The 21,668-nt window shown below is 64.1% G+C and carries 17 protein-coding genes and 1 pseudogene; 10 read left to right on the forward strand and 8 right to left on the reverse strand.

The features are described from left to right. The first annotated feature begins 101 nt into the window (after window positions 1-101). Window positions 102-749, forward strand: a complete 648-nt coding sequence (locus tag HQ394_RS15475; RefSeq protein ID WP_190260975.1) for an alpha/beta hydrolase — start codon at window positions 102-104, stop codon at window positions 747-749. 31 nt (window positions 750-780) lie between these two features. Here the strand turns inward: HQ394_RS15475 and HQ394_RS15480 are convergent, their stop codons facing one another. Beyond that, window positions 781-1,935 carry an anhydro-N-acetylmuramic acid kinase gene (locus tag HQ394_RS15480; protein ID WP_190260976.1) on the reverse strand — a complete coding sequence of 385 codons (1,155 nt, stop codon included), beginning with the start codon at window positions 1,933-1,935 and terminating at the stop codon, window positions 781-783. A gap of 109 nt (window positions 1,936-2,044) precedes the next feature. On the opposite strand from HQ394_RS15480, the gene tyrS reads away from it, so the two are divergent. Then, on the forward strand, window positions 2,045-3,298 hold the full coding sequence (gene tyrS / locus HQ394_RS15485; protein WP_190263342.1) for a tyrosine--tRNA ligase: 1,254 nt from the start codon (window positions 2,045-2,047) through the stop codon (window positions 3,296-3,298). A 29-nt stretch (window positions 3,299-3,327) separates the two neighbouring features. Here the strand turns inward: tyrS and HQ394_RS15490 are convergent, their stop codons facing one another. Then, the gene (locus HQ394_RS15490) at window positions 3,328-3,654 is read right to left on the reverse strand and encodes a hypothetical protein (protein ID WP_223291631.1); all 327 of its coding nucleotides are present in this window, start codon (window positions 3,652-3,654) and stop codon (window positions 3,328-3,330) included. A 170-nt stretch (window positions 3,655-3,824) separates the two neighbouring features. After that, window positions 3,825-7,022: a YhdP family protein gene (locus HQ394_RS15495; RefSeq protein WP_456151632.1), complete on the reverse strand. Its 3,198-nt coding sequence runs from the start codon at window positions 7,020-7,022 to the stop codon at window positions 3,825-3,827. A gap of 210 nt (window positions 7,023-7,232) precedes the next feature. Here HQ394_RS15495 and HQ394_RS15500 point away from each other — a divergent pair, with 210 nt between their 5' ends. From HQ394_RS15500 to HQ394_RS15525, 5 genes are all read left to right on the forward strand, one after another. Further along, window positions 7,233-10,190 carry a bifunctional [glutamine synthetase] adenylyltransferase/[glutamine synthetase]-adenylyl-L-tyrosine phosphorylase gene (locus HQ394_RS15500; RefSeq protein WP_456151633.1) on the forward strand — a complete coding sequence of 986 codons (2,958 nt, stop codon included), beginning with the start codon at window positions 7,233-7,235 and terminating at the stop codon, window positions 10,188-10,190. A gap of 60 nt (window positions 10,191-10,250) precedes the next feature. Further along, entirely contained in the window at window positions 10,251-10,718 is a 468-nt protein-coding gene (locus tag HQ394_RS15505; protein ID WP_190260980.1) for a peroxiredoxin, read from the forward strand. 98 nt (window positions 10,719-10,816) lie between these two features. Next, the gene (locus tag HQ394_RS15510; protein WP_190260981.1) at window positions 10,817-11,278 is read left to right on the forward strand and encodes a ferritin-like domain-containing protein; all 462 of its coding nucleotides are present in this window, start codon (window positions 10,817-10,819) and stop codon (window positions 11,276-11,278) included. Between the two features lie 90 nt (window positions 11,279-11,368). Beyond that, window positions 11,369-12,055: an SDR family oxidoreductase gene (locus HQ394_RS15515; RefSeq protein ID WP_190260982.1), complete on the forward strand. Its 687-nt coding sequence runs from the start codon at window positions 11,369-11,371 to the stop codon at window positions 12,053-12,055. Window positions 12,056-12,533: 478 nt separating this feature from the next. Then, window positions 12,534-13,709, forward strand: coding sequence for a BamA/TamA family outer membrane protein (locus tag HQ394_RS15525; protein ID WP_190260984.1), 1,176 nt, complete (start codon window positions 12,534-12,536; stop codon window positions 13,707-13,709). Between the two features lie 72 nt (window positions 13,710-13,781). Here the strand turns inward: HQ394_RS15525 and HQ394_RS15530 are convergent, their stop codons facing one another. Next, entirely contained in the window at window positions 13,782-14,399 is a 618-nt protein-coding gene (locus HQ394_RS15530; RefSeq protein WP_190260985.1) for a hypothetical protein, read from the reverse strand. Between the two features lie 759 nt (window positions 14,400-15,158). Here HQ394_RS15530 and HQ394_RS15535 point away from each other — a divergent pair. Next, on the forward strand, window positions 15,159-15,569 hold the full coding sequence (locus HQ394_RS15535; RefSeq protein ID WP_190260986.1) for a bacteriohemerythrin: 411 nt from the start codon (window positions 15,159-15,161) through the stop codon (window positions 15,567-15,569). 45 nt (window positions 15,570-15,614) lie between these two features. Here the strand turns inward: HQ394_RS15535 and HQ394_RS15540 are convergent, their stop codons facing one another. The 4 genes and pseudogenes from HQ394_RS15540 to HQ394_RS21275 form a co-directional block, all read right to left on the reverse strand. Beyond that, on the reverse strand, window positions 15,615-16,415 hold the full coding sequence (locus HQ394_RS15540) for a CsgG/HfaB family protein (RefSeq protein WP_190260987.1): 801 nt from the start codon (window positions 16,413-16,415) through the stop codon (window positions 15,615-15,617). Window positions 16,416-16,587: 172 nt separating this feature from the next. Further along, window positions 16,588-18,177, reverse strand: a complete 1,590-nt coding sequence (locus HQ394_RS15545; RefSeq protein ID WP_190260988.1) for a glycoside hydrolase family 57 protein — start codon at window positions 18,175-18,177, stop codon at window positions 16,588-16,590. Between the two features lie 13 nt (window positions 18,178-18,190). After that, the gene (locus tag HQ394_RS20145) at window positions 18,191-18,766 is read right to left on the reverse strand and encodes a hypothetical protein (protein WP_223292144.1); all 576 of its coding nucleotides are present in this window, start codon (window positions 18,764-18,766) and stop codon (window positions 18,191-18,193) included. Window positions 18,767-19,149: 383 nt separating this feature from the next. Continuing rightward, window positions 19,150-19,767 (reverse strand): annotated as a pseudogene (locus HQ394_RS21275) (DUF4912 domain-containing protein); the annotation flags it as partial. Window positions 19,768-19,821: 54 nt separating this feature from the next. Here HQ394_RS21275 and HQ394_RS15560 point away from each other — a divergent pair. Next, the gene (locus HQ394_RS15560) at window positions 19,822-20,826 is read left to right on the forward strand and encodes a CorA family divalent cation transporter (RefSeq protein ID WP_190260991.1); all 1,005 of its coding nucleotides are present in this window, start codon (window positions 19,822-19,824) and stop codon (window positions 20,824-20,826) included. A 171-nt stretch (window positions 20,827-20,997) separates the two neighbouring features. Further along, entirely contained in the window at window positions 20,998-21,639 is a 642-nt protein-coding gene (locus HQ394_RS15565) for an MT-A70 family methyltransferase (protein ID WP_223291632.1), read from the forward strand. The last annotated feature ends 29 nt before the right edge of the window (window positions 21,640-21,668 follow it).

Raw genomic sequence — 21,668 nt, forward strand, 5'->3', positions numbered from 1 at the left:
TACGATCAAGTTTTTTGGTGCAATACGTCACAGCAAAGTGCGGTAATTGTCATATAGTGTGACGTCGCTGCGGCGGCGGGACAACAGAACACGAACAAAAAATGACAGAGGTCATCTTCAACGGAACCGAGGGTCGGCTCGAGGGACGCTATCATCACTCGAAGCAGTCCAATCCGCCGATCGCGCTCATCCTGCACCCGCATCCTTTGCAGGGCGGGACGATGAACAACCGCGTCGTCTTCGCGCTGTTTCAGGCCTATCAGCGGCGCGGGTTTTCCGTCCTGCGCTTCAATTTCCGCGGCGTCGGTCGGTCGCAAGGGCGCTTCGATGGCGGCCAAGGCGAACTGAGCGATGCTGCCGCGGCACTCGACTGGATGCAGAACGTCAATCCGAGTGCCTCGGGCTGTTGGATCGCCGGCTACTCCTTCGGGTCCTGGATCGGCATGCAACTGCTGATGCGCCGGCCGGAGATCGATGGCTTCATCGCCGTCGCCCCGCCTGCAGGTGCGCTCGATTTTTCCTTTCTGGCGCCCTGTCCCGCCTCCGGCCTGCTCGTTCACGGCAGTCGCGACGACATCTATTCAGCCGAAGCAGCGGAAAAACTGGCCAAGAAGCTCAGCCACCAGAANAACGTCGTGGTCGAATTCTCCCCGGTGGAAGGCGCCGATCACTCATTTTCCGATCATATGGCGCAGGTGGTTGCGGCCGCGGACAAGTATCTCGACCGGGTGCTGGCGCGCGTCGCCTAACGTTACGTTACCTGAGGTTAGGTCGGCTTGATTAGATCGTCTGACTGGCTGCGCGGTGCGGCCGGAACAGTCGGCCGCCGGTCGTCGGCTGCGGCACGCCGGTGGTGGTGGGCAGGCTGAGCGGCAGGCCCATCAGCGAACGGATGGCGAGAAAGGCAAACGCCTCCGCCTCCAGGTAATCGCCCCGCCAGCCGACGCTCTCCACCGCCGCGACCGGTGCTTCGACCGCCGCCGCAAACATCCGCATCAGCGTCGGGTTATGGCGGCCGCCACCGCAGACCAGCCATTGCCGCACCGGAGCGGGAAAAAAGGCCATTGCCGCGCGCAGCGACTGGGCGGTGAACGCACTCAAGGTGGCGGCACCGGCGGCGGCATCGATGCCGTGCAACGATTGCAGCACTGCGGCGAAGTCGTCGCGATCCAGTGACTTCGGCGGCCGTCGTGCGAAGTAGGGATGCTCCAGCCAGACGCGGAGCCGTTGCGCGTCGATGCGGCCGCGTCCCGCCAACTCGCCGTCGGCGTCGTAGGGCGCGCAGGTGGTCCGCAGTATCCAGTCGTCGAGCAGCGCGTTGCCCGGGCCAGTGTCGAAGGCAAGCACCTCCGGCACGTCGCCGGCGCTGATCCCAGGGCCGATCCGAGTGCCGATCCAGGTGACGTTGGCGACCCCGCCGACGTTGAGTACCGCGAGCGGCCGGTTGAGGTCACGCGCCAGCGCCAGGTGATAGAGCGGCGCCAGCGGCGCGCCTTCGCCGCCGGCCGCCACGTCGGCGGCGCGGAATTCGGCAATCACCGCCACACCCAGGGCATCGGCCAGCCGCTGGCCATCGCCGATCTGGATCGTTTGCCGTGCTCGCGGCTGGTGCAGCACCGTCTGCCCATGGAAGCCGACCACATCGATGGCGGAGGCAGCTATGCCGGCGGAGTCGAGCAGGGCGGTCACCGCGGCGCGGTGCAGGTCGGTCATCTCGTCAATCACCGGTGCGGCGTCGCCATCCGGCAGCCGACCAAGCAGGCGACGCAGGCGCTCACGGAAGGCCGGTGGATAGGGGATGGTCGCGGCAGCGCCACGATCGAGGATTCGCACACCGTCACTGACGAGGATCGCCGCGTCGATGCCATCGAGTGAGGTGCCGCTCATCAGCCCGATGGCTGTCAGCGGTCGCGTCGGTACGTTGTCGCCCTGCATCGGCCGCATCTCCCTTCTCGCCCGGCGGGCGTTGTTCCACCTTGTCGCTCCATGCTACATCGCCGGCACGGCGGTTGAAGCCTGCCGCGACACTCCCGCGCGAGGGCCCATGGACAGCGTCCGATCCGAATTTCTCCAAACCGTCATGGCGCGGGGCTACCTGCATCAATGCACCGATCTGAGTGCGCTCGATGCGGCCGCCGTCGCCGGACCGGTAACCGCCTACATCGGCTTCGACTGCACCGCGCCCAGCCTGCACGTGGGCAGTCTGGTGTCGATCATGTTGTTGCGCTGGCTGCAGAAAAGCGGTCACAAGCCGATCGTCCTGATGGGCGGCGGCACCACACGGATCGGCGACCCCTCCGGCCGTGACGAGTCGCGCAAGCTGTTGAGTGATGCCGACATCGCCGCAAATCTCGCCGGCATCCAGCGCATCTTCGCCCGTTTCCTGCAGTTCGGCGACGGGCCGCTGGATGCGGTGATGGTCAACAACGCCGACTGGCTCGACCAACTGGCCTACATTCCGTTCCTGCGTGACTACGGACGCCACTTCTCGGTCAACCGGATGCTCACCTTCGATTCGGTGAAACTGCGATTGGACCGCGAACAGCCGCTGTCGTTTCTCGAATTCAACTACATGGTCCTGCAGGCCTACGACTTCCTCGAACTGGCGCGCCGCCACGGCTGCCGGCTGCAGATGGGCGGCTCCGACCAGTGNGGGAATATCGTTGCCGGGGCCGAACTGGCGCGCCGGGTGGACGACCGGTCGCTGTTTGGGCTGACGACACCGCTGATGACCTCCGCCTCGGGGGCGAAAATGGGCAAGACCGCCGCCGGTGCGGTCTGGCTCAGCGCCGACATGCTGTCGCCGTACGACTATTGGCAGTTCTGGCGCAACACCGAGGACGCCGATGTGGGCCGCTTCCTGCGCCTGTTCACCGAACTGCCGCTGGCGGAGATCGAGCACCTGGAGCGGCTGGAGGGTGCTGAGATCAACGCCGCCAAGGCCATTCTCGCCAATGAGGCGACGCGGTTGTGCCATGGCGAAGAGGCCCGCGCCGCGGCGGAAGCGACGGCAAGGCAGACCTTCGCCGACCAGGGTGCCGGGGAGGCCCTGCCCACCATCGAGGTGGCGGCCGAGGAACTGCAGCGCGGCATTGCTGCCTACGAGCTGTTCCGCCGCGCCGGCCTTGCCGCCTCCAGCAGCGAGGCTCGCCGTCTGATCCGCGGTGGTGGTGGCCGCATCAACAATCAGCCGCTTGCCGATGAGACGCAGCTTGTGACGAAGGGCGACATCGATGCCGACGGCCGCATCAAACTTTCCGCCGGCAAGAAGCGGCACGCCCTCGTTCGCACCGCCTGACCTTCGCCGCTGTCGCGCGCGGCGGCGGATCAGCCGGCACGGCCGCTGCGGTGGTAGCGGATGATGAAGCCAATGATGACGACGACGATGGTGGTGGTGCTGATGATCAGGAACCAGCGCGCCGCGGGCGGCACCTTGGCATGACGCCCGCCTTGCGGCAGATAATCGAGATCGTGACTGGCCTTGGCGGGCAGCGACGCTTCACTGGCGTCAGCAAGCATCAGCGGCTGATCGTGGGCGGACGTAAGCACCGGCGAGCTGGCGAGCGCCCGCCCTGCGGAGCCAGCGACCGGCAGCCAGGCGGCAGTAAGCACCACGGTCGTGATCACGATCAGCACACAATGCAGCGCACGCATCCGCAACCCTTCAGTCCTCGTCACCCAACCGGTGCGGCGGTAGCACCGATGACAGCCTCTCTAACCGCTGATCCAGAGCCTGGCAAGCAGCCGCTTGACGCTACAACACCCTGGATGACCTTGCGTTTGCGCCATCGCCCGCGCTGGGGCCAGCCAAGCGGCACGCCGGTTCAGGGCGAGTTTGCGGGCAGCATCTGCAGAGTATTGTTTGTGGGACCGATCCAGCTCTGAATGAGTTCGAGAATATAGCGAATGAATGAGGGCAGCACGATGCTGTAGGGATTGACCTGCATCTTCGGATCATCGAGCTGTCCGCTAAGCTGGTAGGTGGCGGAAANAACACCACCGCCATCCTCTCCGCCGGTAAGCCAGCCGCCGATAAGCGGCAGATTTCCCAGCGCGTTGTTGGCCCAGAAGAAGGGAATGAGCGTTCCGCTCATCTCCACCGTGTTCTGATCGAGATCAACCGTGCCGCTGCCGGTCATGCCGAGCGTCGAGCCGGAGGCACGGGCACTGCGCAACTCGATGACGTTGTTGTTGATTGCAAATGAAGCGCGCAGCGACGTGAAGCCGATGCCGCGGCCTGAAAGCACGTCGCGTAGCCCGGTGATGGCGAGCAGGTCGAGCATACGGGCGAGCACGGGGGCCCTCACCAGATGGAACCGGTTGACCCGTAATTCCCCCGTAAGCTGTATATTGTCGGCCGAAACAATGCCGGTGGCGCTGCCGGTGAGCCGACCGCCGCGCATGTCGGGATAGATGCCGAAGGCGGCGAGCGTGCCACCGACGTCTTCGGCAGCGAACGAAATCGTACTGAGATCGCCCTCCGCTGGTCGCATATCGAGGCTGAAGGGTGCTCCATTCTCGGTAGCGCCGCGGGCGGTGGCGAACTGCCACTTGCCATCGGTATGCATAGCGTTGACGAGAAGTCCCCGCAGTGACTGGTCGCTGCCGATCCACGTTTGCTGCACGTCGGCGGAGATCAACAGGTTTGGAACCTTGGCGGCAGGTTGCGCCGCGTCACTCTTGGCGGAACTCTGACNTTCCCCCTCGAGGAACGGCGCAAGATCGAGCGACTTGCCGGAGAGCGTGATGTCCCAGCCCTTGCCGCCCATGTTATCGACCATCGCCGTCAGCTGCGAGCGGCCGAGGACGAAGGGATCGAGACGCAGACTCTCCAGTTGGCCTGCGTCGGTGAACAGTGCCCAACCCTGGACGTTGGCATCGCCGCCAGTGAGCCGGATGCTGCGCAACGCTTGCAGTTTGCCGCCGAAGAGCGCTGCCTGCACCTGCAACGAGGTGGCCTTGCCGGCGGGCTTCTGCCAGCTAATCTGGGGAATTGCCACCGCTGCATTGGTCAAGTCCAGGTTTGCCTCAACGGAGGCATTGCCGTCGTCGCGCTCCTTGTAGTGGAGGTCGGCGTCGAACCGTCCGCCATCCAGGTAGGGGCTGAGGTCGATCGTGCGCTCCAGTCCCTGGCGGACCGCGGCGACCGAAGCGTGGTCGGCACGAAAATCGATCCGCCGCTGCAGTGGAGTGGCCGGCCGGAAGTCCTCCACCCAATCGAGGACGCCACGTACGCCATTGATGGCGAGCGTTCCCACTGCTTCGAGGCTGCGCTCCGTCACCGCGAACCGCAGGTTGCCCTCGCTCAGGGAGATACCGATCGGTGGGGGCAGAGCAATACTTACCCCATTGGTGATCGCCGACACCGCCACCTTCATCTCATCCGCGTCCAAATCCTCCCGCAGCGGAAAGTTGAGATTGATCCGGGCCTCGAAGTGACCACCAGCCGCGTCGGGACGGAAACTCTCCGGGTCGAGAAAGTCGAGCGGAGCGGTTTCCAACAGCCGTACGAGATCGGAGGCCGCTCCTTGGACGTTAAAGTTGATGGCGATCGTCTGCTCGTCGGCATCGATGCCGGCGATGACGACGCTTCCGTCCGAAATCGTCATGCCCTCAACGAGGGCGTGCTGGATGTCGACGGTGAGCGTCTTGAGGTTGAGCCCGACGACCGCGCGAGCCTCACGGACCGCTGGCAGCGGCGGCAGATAGTCGACCACCGCGCCTTCGACCGGAATCGTCAGCTGCAATGCGGTTACTTCCGTGGCACCGTTGTTGGGACCGAAGGACATCTGCATCGTTGCCTGCTGAACGGTGCCGGCGACCAGATGCGTGTTGATCCATTCGTAGGCATCGGCAGCCATCTGCGGCGGCCAGTAGGCGCGCACCAGGGGCACGGTCAGATCCAGCATCTGCAGATCGAGGCGTCCGCTCGCCGCGCCGGGGAGGTTCGCGATCTCGGCATTCGCGCGCAGTCGGGGACCATTGAGGGCGATGTCGAGCATGGGGATCACCAGCCGGCCCTTGTCGTAGCTGGCCTGTGCGTCAATCGAACGCAGAGGAATCGACTGCTTGACCGGCGCCGGCAGCGACACCATCGCCGTTTCCGGCAGGCGCAGTTGCAGCGATTGCAGCGTCCAGCTTTCGACCGCGGGCTGCCCGGACACTTGCAGCGACAGCGATTGAATGGGGATCGTCTGCGCAGCATCGGCGATGCCAAAGTGTTTTGCCAGTGCCGGAGTGAGGGCAAACTGGCCGGTTTGACTGGCCGCCTCGACGGTGACGGTCTGCAGCGCGCCATCGGCGCCGATCACCGCTGTTGCGGTACCGCTCAGCGGCATGTCGATGAGCGCCAGCGGCGCAAGTGTCGCGGCCAGCGGCGCCATGGTGTTGGGGCGGATGCTATTGAACAGGAGCACGGCGTTGGTGATCGCAGTCGTCGTGTCGCTGCGGACGGCAAGCGTGGCACTCCCTGGCGTCTCTTGCTGGTCGAAGGTGATCGATGCATCCCCTTCGAGGCTGCTGCCGCGGCGCAAGAGGCCCAGCGTCGTGATCGTTCCCCGCCAGAGAACATCGTCGGGCGTGCGCGCGAGGGTGACCTCGGCATCATTGATGGAGAGGGCGTCAATGAAGCGGAGGGGACTGGTGTCGAGCAGCTGGGCGATGGTCGCCGGTTCTTCCAGCGGGACCTCGACGGGCGGCGCGTCGCTGGCGGCGGGCAGTTGGACCGCCAAGCGAATGCCGCTGGCGCTCAAGCGACTGGGAACGGGGGTGCCGCTGATGAGGGACGCAACACTGATGGAGCCGCTCAGAGCCGCCATGTGCAAAGCGAAACGACCGTCGGTGGCGTTGGCGTCCACGTTGCCTAGGGTCAGCACCGGACCCTCCGCCAAATCGCGCCAGACGAGGTCGGCCTGCTGCAACCGAATGTTCACCTCCGCGTTATGGGTGCTGATCGCCGACTGGACGTAGGGGATAAGCCACGCCAGATTAATTGGTCCGAAGGCCAGCCGCGCCGCGATCATTGCAATCACGAAGACGACAACGGTCAGCAGGGCGAACGTTGCCGACAGTAATCGGGAGAGCAGCTTCGGTCGCCGCCGACGCGGTGCGGTGGCGATTTTGTCGTTCGCCGCGTCCGTTACCCCGGAGTAAGCTGGGAGATCTGGTTCTTGAACGTCTTGCGTCACGGTCGATCAATGATGAGCATGGGGTTGGCGATTGATCCGCAGGCTATGCCCGCCAGCGCCGATGCCGAACGGGCTCGCGTTGGCATGGAGCGATGGCTGACGGCGATCGAAGTGGCAGGGGATGCGCCGGCTATGGCGCGTGCCCGGGCGTTTGCCAATGATCCTGATGCGATAAAGGTGCTGCATGCGCTGTTTGGCAACAGCTCATTCCTCACCTTTGTGGCTGAACGTGAACCGCTGCTGATGGAAGCGATCCTGCGGGGAGGCGCCGACGCCGCCGTTACCGCGGTGATGGCGGACGTCGCAGTGGCGACGCGTGACGCCATCGCCGGCACGACGCCCGTCGCATCGCTGCGGTTGGCGAAGCGGCGGCTAGCGCTGGCGACGGCCGTTGCCGATATCTGCAACCACTGGTGTCTCGATCGCGTCACGAATGTCCTTTCTGACTTTGCCGATGCCGCGGTTCACTGCGCGGCGACTTATCTGCTCGTCCAGGCAGCGGAAAAAGGCATTCTCGATGTTGCGGACCGTGCATGTCCCACACAGGACTCGGGCCTGATCATCCTCGGCATGGGCAAGCTGGGCGGTCGTGAGCTGAACTACTCCAGCGACATCGACATTGTCGTTTTTTACGACGCCGAGCGCATGCGAACCAATGATCCAGAGGGCCTGCAGCATAATATGTTGCGTCTGACACGCAACCTGGTGCGGTTGATGTCGGAACGGCGGGCGGAAGGCTATGTGTTTCGCACCGATCTGCGGCTGCGGCCCGATCCCGGGGCAACGCCGGCAGCGATCTCGGTGCTGGCGGCGGAAGAATATTACGGCAGCATCGGGCAGAACTGGGAACGCGCCGCCTTCATCAAGGCACGACCGATTGCCGGCGATTTGGCTGCCGGCCACCGTTTCCTCGCCTGGATGCGCCCGTTCATCTGGCGCAAGAATCTCGATTTTGCGGCGATCGCCGATATTCATTCGATCAAGCGGCAGATCAATGCGCATCGCGGCGGTACGAGCATCCGCCTCGCCGGCCATAACATCAAATTGGGCCGTGGTGGGATTCGCGAAATCGAATTCTTCGTCCAGACGCAGCAGCTGATCTGGGGTGGCCGGCTTCCCTCCCTGCGCCTGTCGCGCACCGTCGACGCGTTGAACGCCCTCGCCGAAGCCGGCAAGACTGACCACGATGTCGCTGAGCAACTGGCCGGCGCCTATCGCTATCTGCGGCGAATCGAGCACCGGCTGCAGATGATTAACGACGAGCAGACGCACGAGTTGCCGGAGGACGCGGAGAAGCTGCGCCAGTTCGCCATCTTTGCCGGCTACGCCAATACCGAAGCCTTCGGTAGCGAGATGCTGGCAACCCTTCGCCTCGTCGAGGGGTACTATGCGGAGCTGTTCGGCGACTCGCCGGCGCTGACCGCGGTCAACGGCGGTGCCGGCGGCAACCTTGTCTTCACCGGAGGCGAGGTCGATCCGGAGACGCTACGGACGCTGGAGCGGATCGGATTCAAGAACCCGCAGACGGTGGACGCGACGGTGCGCGGCTGGCACCACGGCCGTTATCGTGCCACCCACAGCAATCGTGCGCGCGAACTTCTCACCGAACTCATGCCGTTGCTGTTGAAGGAGATCGCCCACACTCCTGATGCCGATGCGACGTTGATGGCGTTCGATCGCTTCCTCGCCGGACTGCCGGCCGGGGTGCAGCTGTTCTCGATGTTTCACGCCAATCCCGAACTCCTGGCGCTTGTGGTCAAGATTCTCGGCTTCGGCCCGGGCATGGCCGATGTCCTTGCTGGCCGGCCGGCGGTGCTTGAGCGGGTGATCAGCGATCCCGATTTCTTTCGCCCGTTGCCGCATCTGGCCGACCTCGAGGCGGAACTGGGAGAGGGCCTCGACCGTGCCGGCGATTGGGAGGAGATGCTCGACTTCGGCCGCCGCTGGGCCAGCGAACGGCGGTTCCAGGTGGCGGTACAGCATTTGTTCGACCAGTGCGACATCGAGGCCGCGACCTCCGCCTGGAGCGATATTGCCGAAGGCAGCGTGCGCCAACTGACACCGCTGGTGGAAGCCGACTTCGCCCGCATCCACGGTCGGGTGCCCGGCTGCGATTTCGCCGTCGTCGCCATGGGCAAGCTGGGCAGTGGCGAAATGACCGTTCGCTCCGATCTGGACCTGATCTTCGTCTATTCGACACCGGCGGAAGGGGCTGTGTCCGATGGCGAGCGACCGCTGCCGGCGCCGCACTATTTTGCCCGCCTCAGCCAGCGGCTGATTGCCACCCTGACCGTGCCCACCGCCGAAGGCCGGATGTTCGAGGTGGACATGCGGTTGCGTCCCTCCGGCAATGCGGGACCGATCGCGGTCAGTGCCGAATCGTTCCGCCGCTATCAGCTGCACAGTGCCTGGACCTGGGAGCATATGGCGCTCACCCGTGCCCGGGTGGTGGCCGGACCACCGCGCCTGAAGGCAGAGATCGAGGACTACATTCGTCTCAGCCTGACCCGACGTCGTAACGAGCGCACCCTCGTTGCCGACGTGGCGGCGATGCGGGCGCGGATGGCCCGCGAGCACCGCGGCAGTTCGATCTGGGACGTCAAGTACGTCCGCGGCGGCTTGGTGGACGTGGCGTTCATTGCCCAGTATCTGCAACTGCTGCATGGGCATGGCCATCCCGAGGTATTGTCGCCATCCACCTGCGAGGCCATTCGCCGCCTGAACCAGGCGGGCCTGCTCAACGCCGCCATCGCCAATGACCTGATCGAGGGGCTTCGCTTGTGGCACGCGGTGCAGAGCAGGCTGCGTCTGGCCTTTGCCGCTCCAGTCGCCGTGCTCGGCGGCGAGGATGCGCCGAAGTCGCTGCAGTTGGCGGTCAAGGGACTCTGTGGCCTTGAATTTGCTGAACTGGTCGAGCAGATGGAGCAGCAGGCTTCCCGGATTCATCACTACTTTATCAGCTTGATCGAAGAACCGGCGNNGCGGCAATTGCCCTGGCGGTGAGAGGCTAAAGGCGTTAAGCCCGACAATAGCAGGCCGGCAACAGGAGGATTGTGATCGTCCATGAGCATCGCTGAAGGCGACACGGTGCCCGACTTCGCCTTGCCGACCGACGCNGGGGGGACCCTGACGGCGGCAGATCTATGCGGAGCCACCACGGTGCTTTACTTCTACCCGCGCGACGATACGTCCGGCTGCACCAAGCAGGCTGAGGCGTTCCGCGACGCCGGCGCCGCCTACGCCGCGGCCGGGGTCCGGGTGATTGGCGTTTCCCCCGACAGCGTGGCCAGTCACGATAAGTTCAAGGCCAAACACGGGCTTGGCTTTGCGCTCGTCTCCGATCCGGACAAGGTGCTGGCCCAGGCCTTCGGCGTTTGGGTGGAGAAGAGCATGTACGGACGCAAATATATGGGGATCGAGCGCTCCACCTTTCTCATCGATGCCGCTGGGGTGGTGCGCAAGGTCTGGCGCAAGGTGAAGGTCCCCGGGCACGCGGCCGCGGTGCTTGCTGCTGCCGGCGCTCTCGGCTGACACCAGCCGATGTTTGAGCCAATACCGGAGTTGATCCCCGGGCTTGATCTAATCTGCCGGAGCGGTGCAGAAGCACGTTTCAACAAGGAGAAACATCCATGAGCGAGCCCTCGATCGCGACCGACGACGTCGTTGCCGTACTCAATCAGATCCTTGAGGCGGAACTGGCGGGCGTCGTCCGCTATACCCACTATTCGCTTATGGTCTTCGGTTACGGCCGCATTCCCATCGTCAAGTGGCTGCGCGGTCAGGCGGACGAGTCCTTGCTGCACGCGCAGCAGGCGGGCGAGTACATCACCGCACTGGGCGGCCATCCGTCGCTCGGCATCGGCAAATTGCTCGAAAGCGAGAAGCACGATATCGGCGCCATCCTGCGCGAGGCGCTGGAGCACGAGCAGGCGGCGCTGGCTCTCTATCGCGAGCTGCTGAAATTAGTCGCCGATCGCGACATCATGCTCGAAGAATATGCGCGGACGATGATCGCCCAGGAGACGCTGCACTCGAGCGAAGTCAACAAGATGCTTCGCATGCCGGGTGATCTCGTCCCCTTCGCCATGTAAGGCCGCAATGGGAGCGCTCGCGATGTTGGCGCGTGTTCTTGCCGGGCGTGCCGGCTGCGCGTGCGGCACTCTGTTGGGCGACCAAGAGCGATGAGCTATCCCCGCCTTGCCGGTAAGCGCATTTTGGTGACTGAGGCCGATGCGTTCATGGGGCCGATGCTGTGCCAGGTGCTCGCCCGGCATGGTGCCGAGGTCATCGCCGATGCCGGGACCCTCGCCGATGATCCGCAGCGGCCGGCCGCCATCGTTGCCGCGGCGGGTACCATCGACGTCCTGGTTGCCAACCTCGCCATCCCGGCACCGAGCACACCGGCGGTCGAGGTGTCCGAGGCCGAGTGGCGGGCGACTTTCGCCGCCCTGGTCGATCCGCTGCCGCGGCTGGTTGGTGCCGTCCTGCCGCAGATGCTGGCACGCCGGTCGGGGAAGATCCTGCTCATGGGCAGTGCTTCGGCACTACGCGGAATGCGACGCGCCTCCACCTACAGCGCCGCTCGCGGTGCCCAGTTGGCCTATATCCAGGCCGTCGGCGTTGAGGTCGCGCCGTACAACGTTCAGGTCAACGCGATTGCGCAGAACTTCGTCGACAATCCCACCTACTTCCCGCCGGAGGTCCAGGCCGATCCGCGGTTTCAAGATCGCCTGCGCCGCGAGGTGCCGCTCGGCCGATTGGTGACAGCAGGCGAGGACGCGGAGTTTGCCGCCTTTCTGGCGAGCGATGCCGCCGACCATTTCGTTGGCCAGGTCTTCCCTGTCTGCGGCGGCTGGGTCGGCCGCTAAGGCGCGTGCGCGTAAGTATCCGGTCGGGCTGTGGTCGCTCGGGGCGACTGATTGCTGTACGCTCGGTGGACGCTGGGCTATGTTGCAGCGCAACGGGCGCTATGCCTTAAGTTCGACAAGAAAACGGTACGGCTGCACAGCCATGCTCATCCTGGCATTGCAAGTCTGGCAGGTGCTGCGGAAGGACTAGCCGAAATGAACGTCCAATCCGGGAACGGTGGCTCCAGTCGGGGGCGCTGCTGAGCATGGTGCTGGCGTTGCTGTTGGTGGGAAGCGTGGCGTTCGCTGCCGATGAACCCGTCCAGCCGCCTGACACCACGGCATCGGCGCCACAGGATGTGGACGGCAGTGGAAACGGTATCGGTGCGGCAACGCCGGCGGATACGCCCGCTGCCACGGCGGCGGATGACGAGGTGGAGCCCTATTACCCACCGTCACCGCCGAANNGGATTTACTGCCGACGTCGCCACAGGTCCTGATGCTGCCGTTTCCCTTCTACAACGAGAACTTCGGGGCTGCCGGCGGCCTCGTCTATGGCTTGAGCGGCTTTCCCGAACCGCAGTCCCGTGTCGTCGCCACCGTCTTCGGCGGTAGCCGTGGTTCGGCAATGATGTTCCTCGCCGGCCAGGATTTGCGGACCCCGTGGGCGGAACGCGTGTTCATCGATCCGATTTTCTCCGTTGGCTATTTCCAGGACGTCGAAGCCTTCGTCGACGGCAATCCCGGCTTCCCCGATCAGCGGGCCGGCAGCAACTCGTCTTCGAAGCACAACTACATCGACGGCAACGGCTGGGATTATTTCTGGCGCGCCCGCACCCGCTATTTGCTGCCGATCGGCAGCGGTCGCGACGTCATCATTCCCGACTACGAGGTCGAACGCGGCCTGCTAGTTTCCGGTGCTACCGGTGCCACGTCCTATAATCCCTTGGACAGTGGCCGCACCTTCCTGTCGATCCGCCCGTTCTATCGCAATCAGCAGGTTGACAGCCACGATATCGAGCAGGACGAGTTCCGCACCAACGGTCTCGATTTTTCGGCAATGTGGGACAACCGCGATTTTCCACCCAATCCATCGCAGGGTCAGAGCTTTCGCTTCGAGCTATCGCGCGACTTCGGTCTGTTCGACAGCGACTCGTCGTGGACGGTGCTGTCCGGTGAGGCCGACCAGTATTTCGATCTGGGCACCTCCGACTGGTTTCGCCAACAAGTGCTGGCGCTGAACTTCTGGACCGCCAGCTCGCCGACATGGCGGGAGAAGCCATCTGGCGCCATCGCTAATCGACCACCGCCCTATGCCGGCGCGACCCTCGGCGGTCTATGGCGGATGCGGGCATTTCCCTCGCAGCGGTTCAGCGATGAGTCGGCCATCTACTATGCTGCCGAACTGCGGATGATCCCCGACTGGAACCCGTTCGACAACTGGCCGGTGATTCAGGAGGTGCTGGGCGTGAGTTGGCTGCAGGCGGTGCCGTTCGTCGAGGTGGGTCGTGTTGCCCCGAGCTACAATCTGCAAACGCTGCACAGCAGCATGAAGTGGGATGCCGGCTTCGGCCTGCGCGCCATGGCGAAAGGCTTCATCATCCGTACTGATGCCGCCGGCAGTGACGAGGGCTTCTCCGTGCAGATGATGATCAGCCAGCCCTTCCAGTTCTGATCGTCACTGCCGCCGCGTCTCCGCCCGCTGGCGTGCGGAGCGGGGAAAGGCGCGATAAGGACGACGACGGTGTCACTGCTTGCGCTTGATGCGGCTGGTGAACACTTCAGTAAACGTCAGTTCCAGCAGGTCGCCCACCTTCAAACTGCGCAGACGCTGCTGCATCTCCGGTGTCTTGACTTCGATGGTCCGCGGCTGGCGGTCGGCACCCTGCACGGTGGTGGTATTGGCGGCAAGATCGATGGCGGTGATCTCGTTGACCAGTACCAGCTGCTGGCTCCAGGCTCCAGGCTCCTCCTTCGGCGCTACCCCGGCCTTCCTGGAGGCACCGAGCACCGCCGATCCGGGCGGCAGGACCCGCGCGGACACCGTCTGGCGGATGCCGATCAGCAGCGTGTCGCCCTGTCGGATGCGCGCCATGTCGACGTTCGGCGCCAGTTTCATGGTCGTCGTCTGCCCTTGCGCCGTGCGCAAGGTGAGCGTACGCGCGGTGGGGTCGATCGCCTCGATGACTGTTTCCAGTTCCCCTTGCTCTTCGGCGAGCACCTGGGACTCGCTCGCGGCAGGACTGGCGGCCGCTGCCGTCGATGCCGGCGTTCCAGCGCTGCCGTCGCCCGCGCACGCCGATAGCGTGAGCAGCAGGGCACCCGCGGTGATCAAACCCTTCAGGGAAGAGAGTGCGGCCTTCATCGGCTCTCCTTGCGCCGCTGAGAATCGCAGCCCAGCCGCTCATTTGCCAAGAATGTGGCGCCGCGGCGCCGCGAAACGATCCCCCGTCGTCGCTCTGGCGGTGGGAGAGCGCCCGCACAGTGACCCAATCCTGCCCAATTTACCAGTATGGTGCCGTTTTTCATTGCCCCAACGCGATGTCTTGTTGTGCTTGCACTGCGGGCAGCTGGCATCGGCATCTCGACGTTTCTCGATCCGCCGATCGCCTGAACGCGGGCATCGAGCGAGCGCAGCGCCGACGTTCGCTCCATCCGTTGCGACCCCGTCAGGCTGCCGAGTTCCGCGCAGAGCCTCCTGAACGATTTGACGTCCATGATCGCGCCTCCAGCCAAACGTTGCGCCAACCCCGCGCGCACCATTGCCTCCAGAACAAAGCAGAAACAATGCTGTTTCCAGGCATGGCCAAAATTTTTCGGCCGGATTCTGAGTCAGCGAGCACTCGCCACCTGCCGCATCAGCAACAGCGATTGGCTCATTTGGAGTGCGAATTTAGTTGCCTATCATGTGTAGTATTTCTACCTAATGGGATGGCCGGTTGAATTGACTCTCGTTTGCGGTCCGTGGTGGGCCAGTCCGGGCGGGGGCGAAATCTCGCGCGGGCGGGGTGCTGAGACTAAAGAGCCCGCGAACACGCAGCGTCGGCGTAGCCGAGGACGTCCGGTTGCGCCCGACGCCGGGCGCGTAAAGCGCACGAGATCATGAAGGGTGGGAGGTGCAATCATGATCGCCAACAATCCCAAATCGAATGATCGCGGCATCATCAATGTCGAGGACTTTGATCACGCTCATAATGAGCTCATCGACCTCTGCAAACGCATCGACTGGGCGTGTTCAAACGACACGACGGTTTTCGGCATTCGTGAGCGTATCCGCACGTTTCTCATGTACGCACGCTGGCATTTCGCCGAAGAGGAAACATGGATGCGAGCGATCCATTATCACGGGTTCGTTGATCATCAGGCTGACCACGCGCAGTTGCTGCAAGACGCCGCCGATTTCATCGATAGCTTCGGACCGGCGCTACGTCGACAGGATGGCTCGGCCGTCGCCTGCTACTTCCGATTCTGGCTCAACCGGCACATGAGCGAAAAGGACAAGCAACTGCGGGCGTTCATGGGCTCCACCGCCTGAGACGGTATCGGGCTGAGACGGCATCGGGCCTAGTTTACCCGCTGTCTAACGCTTTTTGCCGCTACCGCTGCTGCCGGTCAACTGCGAGACCGAGGGCAAGGGCGGCATGTTGCGGACGGCGATGACGGCTTGGTTGTAGGCGTCCATCAAGGCGGCGGTGGCCACCTTGCCCTCCGGGGTCTTGCCGTAGGCTCCAATCCCTCCAATGCCACCGACGCCGCCGGCGGCGCCGAAGAGGCCGGCACCGATGTCGATGTCACGTGCCGTCGCCGAGCCGTCGGCCGCCGCTACCTGCAGGCCGGAGCGATTGTCGACAATGGTCAATACGGCCTCCGCCGAGGTGAACTTCAAGGCGCCGGCGACCGCGCCGGCGATCAGGCCGCCCCAGCCGGGGATCGCGCCGAGGCCAGCGCCGGCACCGCCGCCACCGGTATTGCCGGAGAAGATGATGTTCGGGGTGAGCGACAGATCGGCCGCGACCACCTGCCCGCCGCCGAAGTTGGAACCGGAGCGCATCTCGCCCGATTTCATCAGTGCGCGTTCACGCATCATCGAGTCGAAGGCCTGGCGTTCGACCACCAGGAAGCATCCCGATTGCTGCGCGATCAGGCGCAGGACCGGGATCGGTGATGACAGACCGTACTGCGCCAGGCCGGGAATGTTCGACTCGATGAGGGCGATCGTTCCGAGCGGTTGGCTGCAGGTTTCCAGCTGCGCCGACGCGTTCGTTGCTCCTTCGGGTCCGGCGGCGCCTGTGGCCGGCCCGCCACCAGCTCCCATCGTTGTCTCGGAAAGGCAGCCGGAGACGAGGAGCGCCGGGAAAACGAAGACGAATCGCTTGAGCATCGCAGCCCCCGTTAATAAAGTGTTATTGTGGGCGGGGTCTCTCCGGTCGTTGTAACGATTGACCCCTAACAATAATTTATTTTTATCTCAGACTAGGAATGCGGATCAATAGTAACGCGCACATTTTCCGTCGCCGCAGGGAGTGGCGATCTCTTGCGGTTGTGGGCCAATTTTAGATATAAACGCGGAAGTTGATATCCGGGAAGATGTTATCCATTGCCTCCAGCGCCGCCAACATTTGCGAGTCGATGGCGTCGCCGTCGGCGGCATCCATCAAGGCGTGAAAACGTGCCAGATGGTCGCCGATGCGCTGGTTGGCGTAATCAATGGCGGTACCGGTTTTCATGATGAAGGCCCAGTCCGACGCCTGCGCCAGCAACAGCGAGCGCGCCGCTTGGTTGAGCGCCCGTTCGGCCGGGCTGCCGGCGGGAACCTGACGATGCGTCGATGCCGCGGCCTGCATCCGTCCCGCCGCCTGATGCAGGTGGCGGTAGATCCAGTCGTTGCCCGGGTTGAGCCAGAAGCTGCTGTAGCCACGGTCGCCCCAGCTGCAGGCGGAGGGGGTTGCCACCTGCAGCCGCCGGTGACGGCTCAGATAGTCGGATGGCGTCACCAGTTCCACCGTCGACTGATCGTAGGCGGTCTTGCGAATGACGTAGTCGAGCCACTGTGGTCCCTCGAACCACCAGTGGCCGAAGAGCTCCGCGTCATAGAGGGCGACGACGATCAGCGGTGGTCGGTCCATATGCGGTGAAAACCGCTCGGCGGCCTCGGTCTGTCGGCGGATGAAATCATCCGCATGCACGTCCGCCCGTTCGCGTGCCCGCTCCGGCTCGTAGGGATCCTTCTGTTCGGTCGCGCCGGTAATACGGAAATACTTGAAGCCGGTGAAGACGCGGGTGTGACCGTCGAGAATGTAAGGCTGGACGTATGCGAAATCGGCATCGAAGCCGACGTCACGGTAGAAGTCGCGATACCAAGCATCGCCCGGATAGCCTTCGTGGGCGCTCCATACCTGGCGCGATGACGCCGGATCTCGGGCAAAGGCGGCGACACCGTTGGCACAGGCCAGCGGCGCCAAATAGCCGTAGCGGGGACGCATCGAGGCATTCTGTACCCCGTGCGTATCGACAAAAAAATAACGGCCGCCGGCGGCGGCAACTTCATCTTCCAGCCCGGGGTAATAGCCGCACTCTGGCAGCCAGAATCCCGGCAGTGGCTGGCCGATCAAGCGCCGGTAGGTCTGGGCGGCGATCTGTAGCTGTGCCCGGACCGAAGACGGCTTGGTTTTGAGGATCGGCAGATAGCCGTGCGTCGCCGCGGCGGTGATCAGTTCGAGCGCACCTTGCTCCTGCATCGACCGGAAGGCACCGATCAGGTCACCGTTATAGCGGTCAACGAACCACTCTTCGGTTTCGTGCAACAACCGGCGGTACATCCGCGCCACTTCGGTCGTCCGTGGGTCGCCGTGATTGCGGATGATCTCCTTGTCACCCAGCTTCATCATCTTGCGCAGGTGGGCGAGATAACGGGCCTTGAGGAAGTCGTCGTCCAGCATCGCCAGCAAGGGTGGCGACAGCGAAACAGTCAGCCGGAACGGTACACCATCATCGATCAGGCCTTGAAACACCCGCAGCAGCGGGATGTAGGTGTCGGTGATGGCCTCGAACAGCCATGTCTCTTCGAGGAAACTGTCGTACTCCGGATGGCGGATGAACGGCAGATGCGCGTGCAGAACGAACGCCAGATAACCCCGGGCCAAGGGTTCCCTCCCTCTATTCTTCCCCCTCGCCGTTCTTGGCGAGGAGCAGCGAGAGTACCACCGCGCCGTTGGGCAGCGGCCGGTTGATGGTGAAGGTGCCGTCCGGGCGAATGGGTACCGGGCGACCAAACATCTGCAGCTTCAAGCCGGGCTTGGCTCGCCCGAAGATGTGCAGTTCGGCGTTGACCTCGAACTCCACCGGTCCGCCGGCGACGGCAAAGCTGGAGAGCGCCAGCACGTTCTCGAGCGGCAGCGGTACCGGCGCCGGACCTTCGCTGGCAGCAGGAGTCGGCTCGGCTGCGGTGGTCGGCGCATCGTCGCCACTGTCGGCGGTTGAGCCAGAATGCTCCTCGCTCGGCAGTACCTCCGGCGCGGCTTCGGCAGCCTCCGGCTCGTAATAGGGGAAGGGCGCGAGCGGAGCGACGGCTTCGGTTTCGTGCCGGGCGATGGCGGTGGCAATCTCATCGGCAGCGAGCGCGAACGGATGCTCGATCGCCGGCGCCGCTGCCGGCACCGGTTCCGGGGCAGGGACGGTCGCGTCCTCTGGCGGCACCTGCGGCACCGGTTCGCCGCGGTCGATGCAGGGCACGCTTGTTGCCCCTTGCAGACCAGGAGCAAGGGGGCGCCGAATCCGGTGGCTGGCACGGCGGTGGCGACTGCCGGCGGCATAACTGCGGTTGCCGTCATCTCCGCCGCGATCGGCGGGGTAACAACGGTCGGCTGCGTATGCGCGGCAACTGCCCGGCTCGCGACCGGCAGCGATTCGTTGGCAACAGCGGGTGACGGTAACACTGACGGAGACGTTGATGGGGCTGCAGCGGCCGGCGTGATGGACGGGGCGTGCGGCCCGGGGGTACGGGCAGCGGCGGCGGTAGCTGGAGGAGCGGGCAAGGCAATTTCGCGCCACGTATTGTCGTCGGAGACGCCGCCGCGCGGCAGGTCAATCACATTGAGCGGGGCAAGGGTAGCCAATGCGCCGTCGGGCAGGCGGAGACCGATCGTCCCCTGATAGCGGCGCGCGTCATCCCAGATATCGACGTAGAACTGCCCTTGCAGGCCGATCACTTCGATATCGAAGGCTCCGCTGGATTTGCCCTGGGGTGAAACCTCGGCGATCCGCAGCACCAGCGGCGGGTCTTCGTCAAAGGCGGCGACTTCGCTGCGCATGCGGGCGATCTGATCAGGCGGGATATTCCAGAACGCATGCAGGTGGCGCGGGTCTACATCAAGCAACACCAACTCGCAGTTCGCCGACGCTCTAGGAAAGGCTCCGCGCACTGCCTCGGCAACTTGACGCAACGTTTCCTGTGTCAGCTCAGCCGGAGCGCCTGGATTTTTGCTTGCGACACCCGCAGTGTCCGCAACCGCCTGAACCTTGCCATTGCTCGTGATCACTCTTCGCCCAATCCCTGATCCGCGGTTGCAGGCACGCGCCGTCCGCCGCCGGCCGCCCCAGCGATCGCGATGATCACCTTGCACTCGTAGCACATACCGGCAGCATAGGCACATACCCGGTTTGACGCGCGTCGGCAACTCCTTGCCCTTGCGTTCACGCTGTGGCTTTTCGCCGCTCGCGCGACGGGGCATCATGCTCTGTTGACCTTTTTTTCCATCACGAAGCGCGCAGGCGAGCCGAGGTTCCACATGAACAAGACCGACTATGTGCTGCAGGCGGGGCTGGAGCCGGGGCTGCGCTTTGCGTCGCTCCTCGATGGCCGAGGCGGCTGTATTGATCTCGGCTGGGAAGAGGTGGAGCGCTGGCGGAGCGAACACGGGTTCCTTTGGATCCACCTGGAACGGGACACGCCGCAAGCGACTGCCTGGATTCAGGGAAAAAGCGGCGTTGATCCGCTGGTGGCGGAGGCGTTGCTGGCCGACGATCTGCGGCCACGGGTGGAGGCCTTTGACGACGGGCTGCTGGTGGTGCTGCGCGGCATCAACCTCGCGGAGAGGGAAGAGGTGGAACTGGTGCCGATCCACATGTGGATCGACGAGCACCGGCTGATCAGTCTGCGCGACAAGGACCATGCGCTGTGCGCACTGCGTGATATCCGCCTGATGTTGAAGGCGGGTCGCGGTCCGCGCAAGGCGGGGCTGCTGCTAGTACAGATTGCCGAGAAGGTGGAGCGCGATCTGGAGCCGGTCCTCGACCAGCTAGATGCCCAGGTGGAACAGATGGAGGATGAAATCATCGGCAAGGCGGCAGCGGAATTGCGTCACACGCTGGCAGACCTGCGTCGCCGCTCGGTTCACCTACGCCGCTATTTGGGGCCGCAACGCGAAGCCCTTTATCGCCTGCGCAACGAGGACACGCCGATTATTGACGATCGCGACCGCATGCGCTTGCGCAGCGTCATCGACCGGGTTGCGCGCCACCTGGAAGATCTGGATGCGTTTCGCGACCGGACGACGATCCTGCACGAAGACCTGGCGGCGCAACTTTCCGAGAGCATTGCCAAGACATCCAACCGCTTGACCGGCCTCGCGGCGTTGCTGCTGCCGCCGGGTCTGATTGCCGGCATGCTGGGAGCCAACATTGGCGGCATTCCCGGTCAGAGCGATCCCTATGCCTTTCTGGAAATGATTGGCTTGGTTGCCCTGGTCGCCGGCATCCAGTGGGTGATCCTGCGCCGTATGCGCTGGCTGTGAACGCTCCCTCCGAGTGGATCGGAAGTGGAACATCGAGTTAGCGATTCGTTCTGATTCGTGTTTTGTTGCGGGTGATTCGTCGTCCCGATTCGTCACCATCTCGATTTGCCTGTTGCAGATTCGCCTGAACGCCGAGCGATTCGCCTGGATGTGATGGAGAGGGAGAACATCTTGCTAACGGCCGCCGAAGACTTGTTGCGGTTTGCCGCCGACGAACGGTTTTGCACCGTTCTCGCCGATCCGCCCTGGCAGTTCGTCAACCGCACCGGCAAGATGGCACCGGAGCATCGCCGGCTGCGGCGCTACGCGATGATGTCACTGGCGGAGATCGCCGCCTTGCCGGTGGCGGACGTGGCGGCTGAACGAGCCCACCTCTATCTCTGGGTGCCCAACGCCCTGCTGCCGGAAGGTCTCGAGGTGATGCGATGCTGGGGGTTCACTTATAAGACCAACCTCGTCTGGTACAAGGTGCGCAAGGACGGCGGCCCCGACCGGCGCGGCGTCGGCTTCTATTTCCGCAACGTCACCGAACTGCTGCTGTTCGGGGTTCGTGGTCGCAATGTTCGCACTCGGCAGGCGGGTAGGACCCAGCCAAACCTGTTCACCAGTTGCAAACGTGAGCATAGCCGCAAGCCGGAGGAGCATTACGGACTGATCGAAGCCTGCAGCCTGCCGCCTTACCTTGAGTTGTTTGCCCGTCATCACCGGCCGGGTTGGCGGCAATGGGGCGACGAATCGCCGGACGCGGTGGCACCGGCACCGCTGCTGCCGTTGCTGCCGTTGCTTGACGTCTGGCCCGGCGAAGCCGGCTGAGTCGAGGCGTCGCGCCAATCTGGATACGC

Source organism: Defluviicoccus vanus, assembly GCF_014672695.1.
GTDB lineage: Bacteria > Pseudomonadota > Alphaproteobacteria > Rhodospirillales > Defluviicoccaceae > Defluviicoccus > Defluviicoccus vanus.

Bases quoted from the DNA above. Each gene is read 5' to 3' on its own strand.
- HQ394_RS15525 (WP_190260984.1), top strand. From the start codon at position 12,534: ATGCTGCCGTTTCCCTTCTACAACGAGAACTTCGGGGCTGCCGGCGGC.
- HQ394_RS15515 (WP_190260982.1), top strand. From the start codon at position 11,369: ATGAGCTATCCCCGCCTTGCCGGTAAGCGCATTTTGGTGACTGAGGCC.
- HQ394_RS15540 (WP_190260987.1), bottom strand. From the start codon at position 16,415: ATGCTCAAGCGATTCGTCTTCGTTTTCCCGGCGCTCCTCGTCTCCGGC.
- HQ394_RS15560 (WP_190260991.1), top strand. From the start codon at position 19,822: ATGAACAAGACCGACTATGTGCTGCAGGCGGGGCTGGAGCCGGGGCTG.
- HQ394_RS15480 (WP_190260976.1), bottom strand. From the start codon at position 1,935: ATGCAGGGCGACAACGTACCGACGCGACCGCTGACAGCCATCGGGCTG.
- HQ394_RS15530 (WP_190260985.1), bottom strand. From the start codon at position 14,399: ATGAAGGCCGCACTCTCTTCCCTGAAGGGTTTGATCACCGCGGGTGCC.
- HQ394_RS15535 (WP_190260986.1), top strand. From the start codon at position 15,159: ATGATCGCCAACAATCCCAAATCGAATGATCGCGGCATCATCAATGTC.
- HQ394_RS15510 (WP_190260981.1), top strand. From the start codon at position 10,817: ATGAGCGAGCCCTCGATCGCGACCGACGACGTCGTTGCCGTACTCAAT.
- HQ394_RS15490 (WP_223291631.1), bottom strand. From the start codon at position 3,654: ATGCGTGCGCTGCATTGTGTGCTGATCGTGATCACGACCGTGGTGCTT.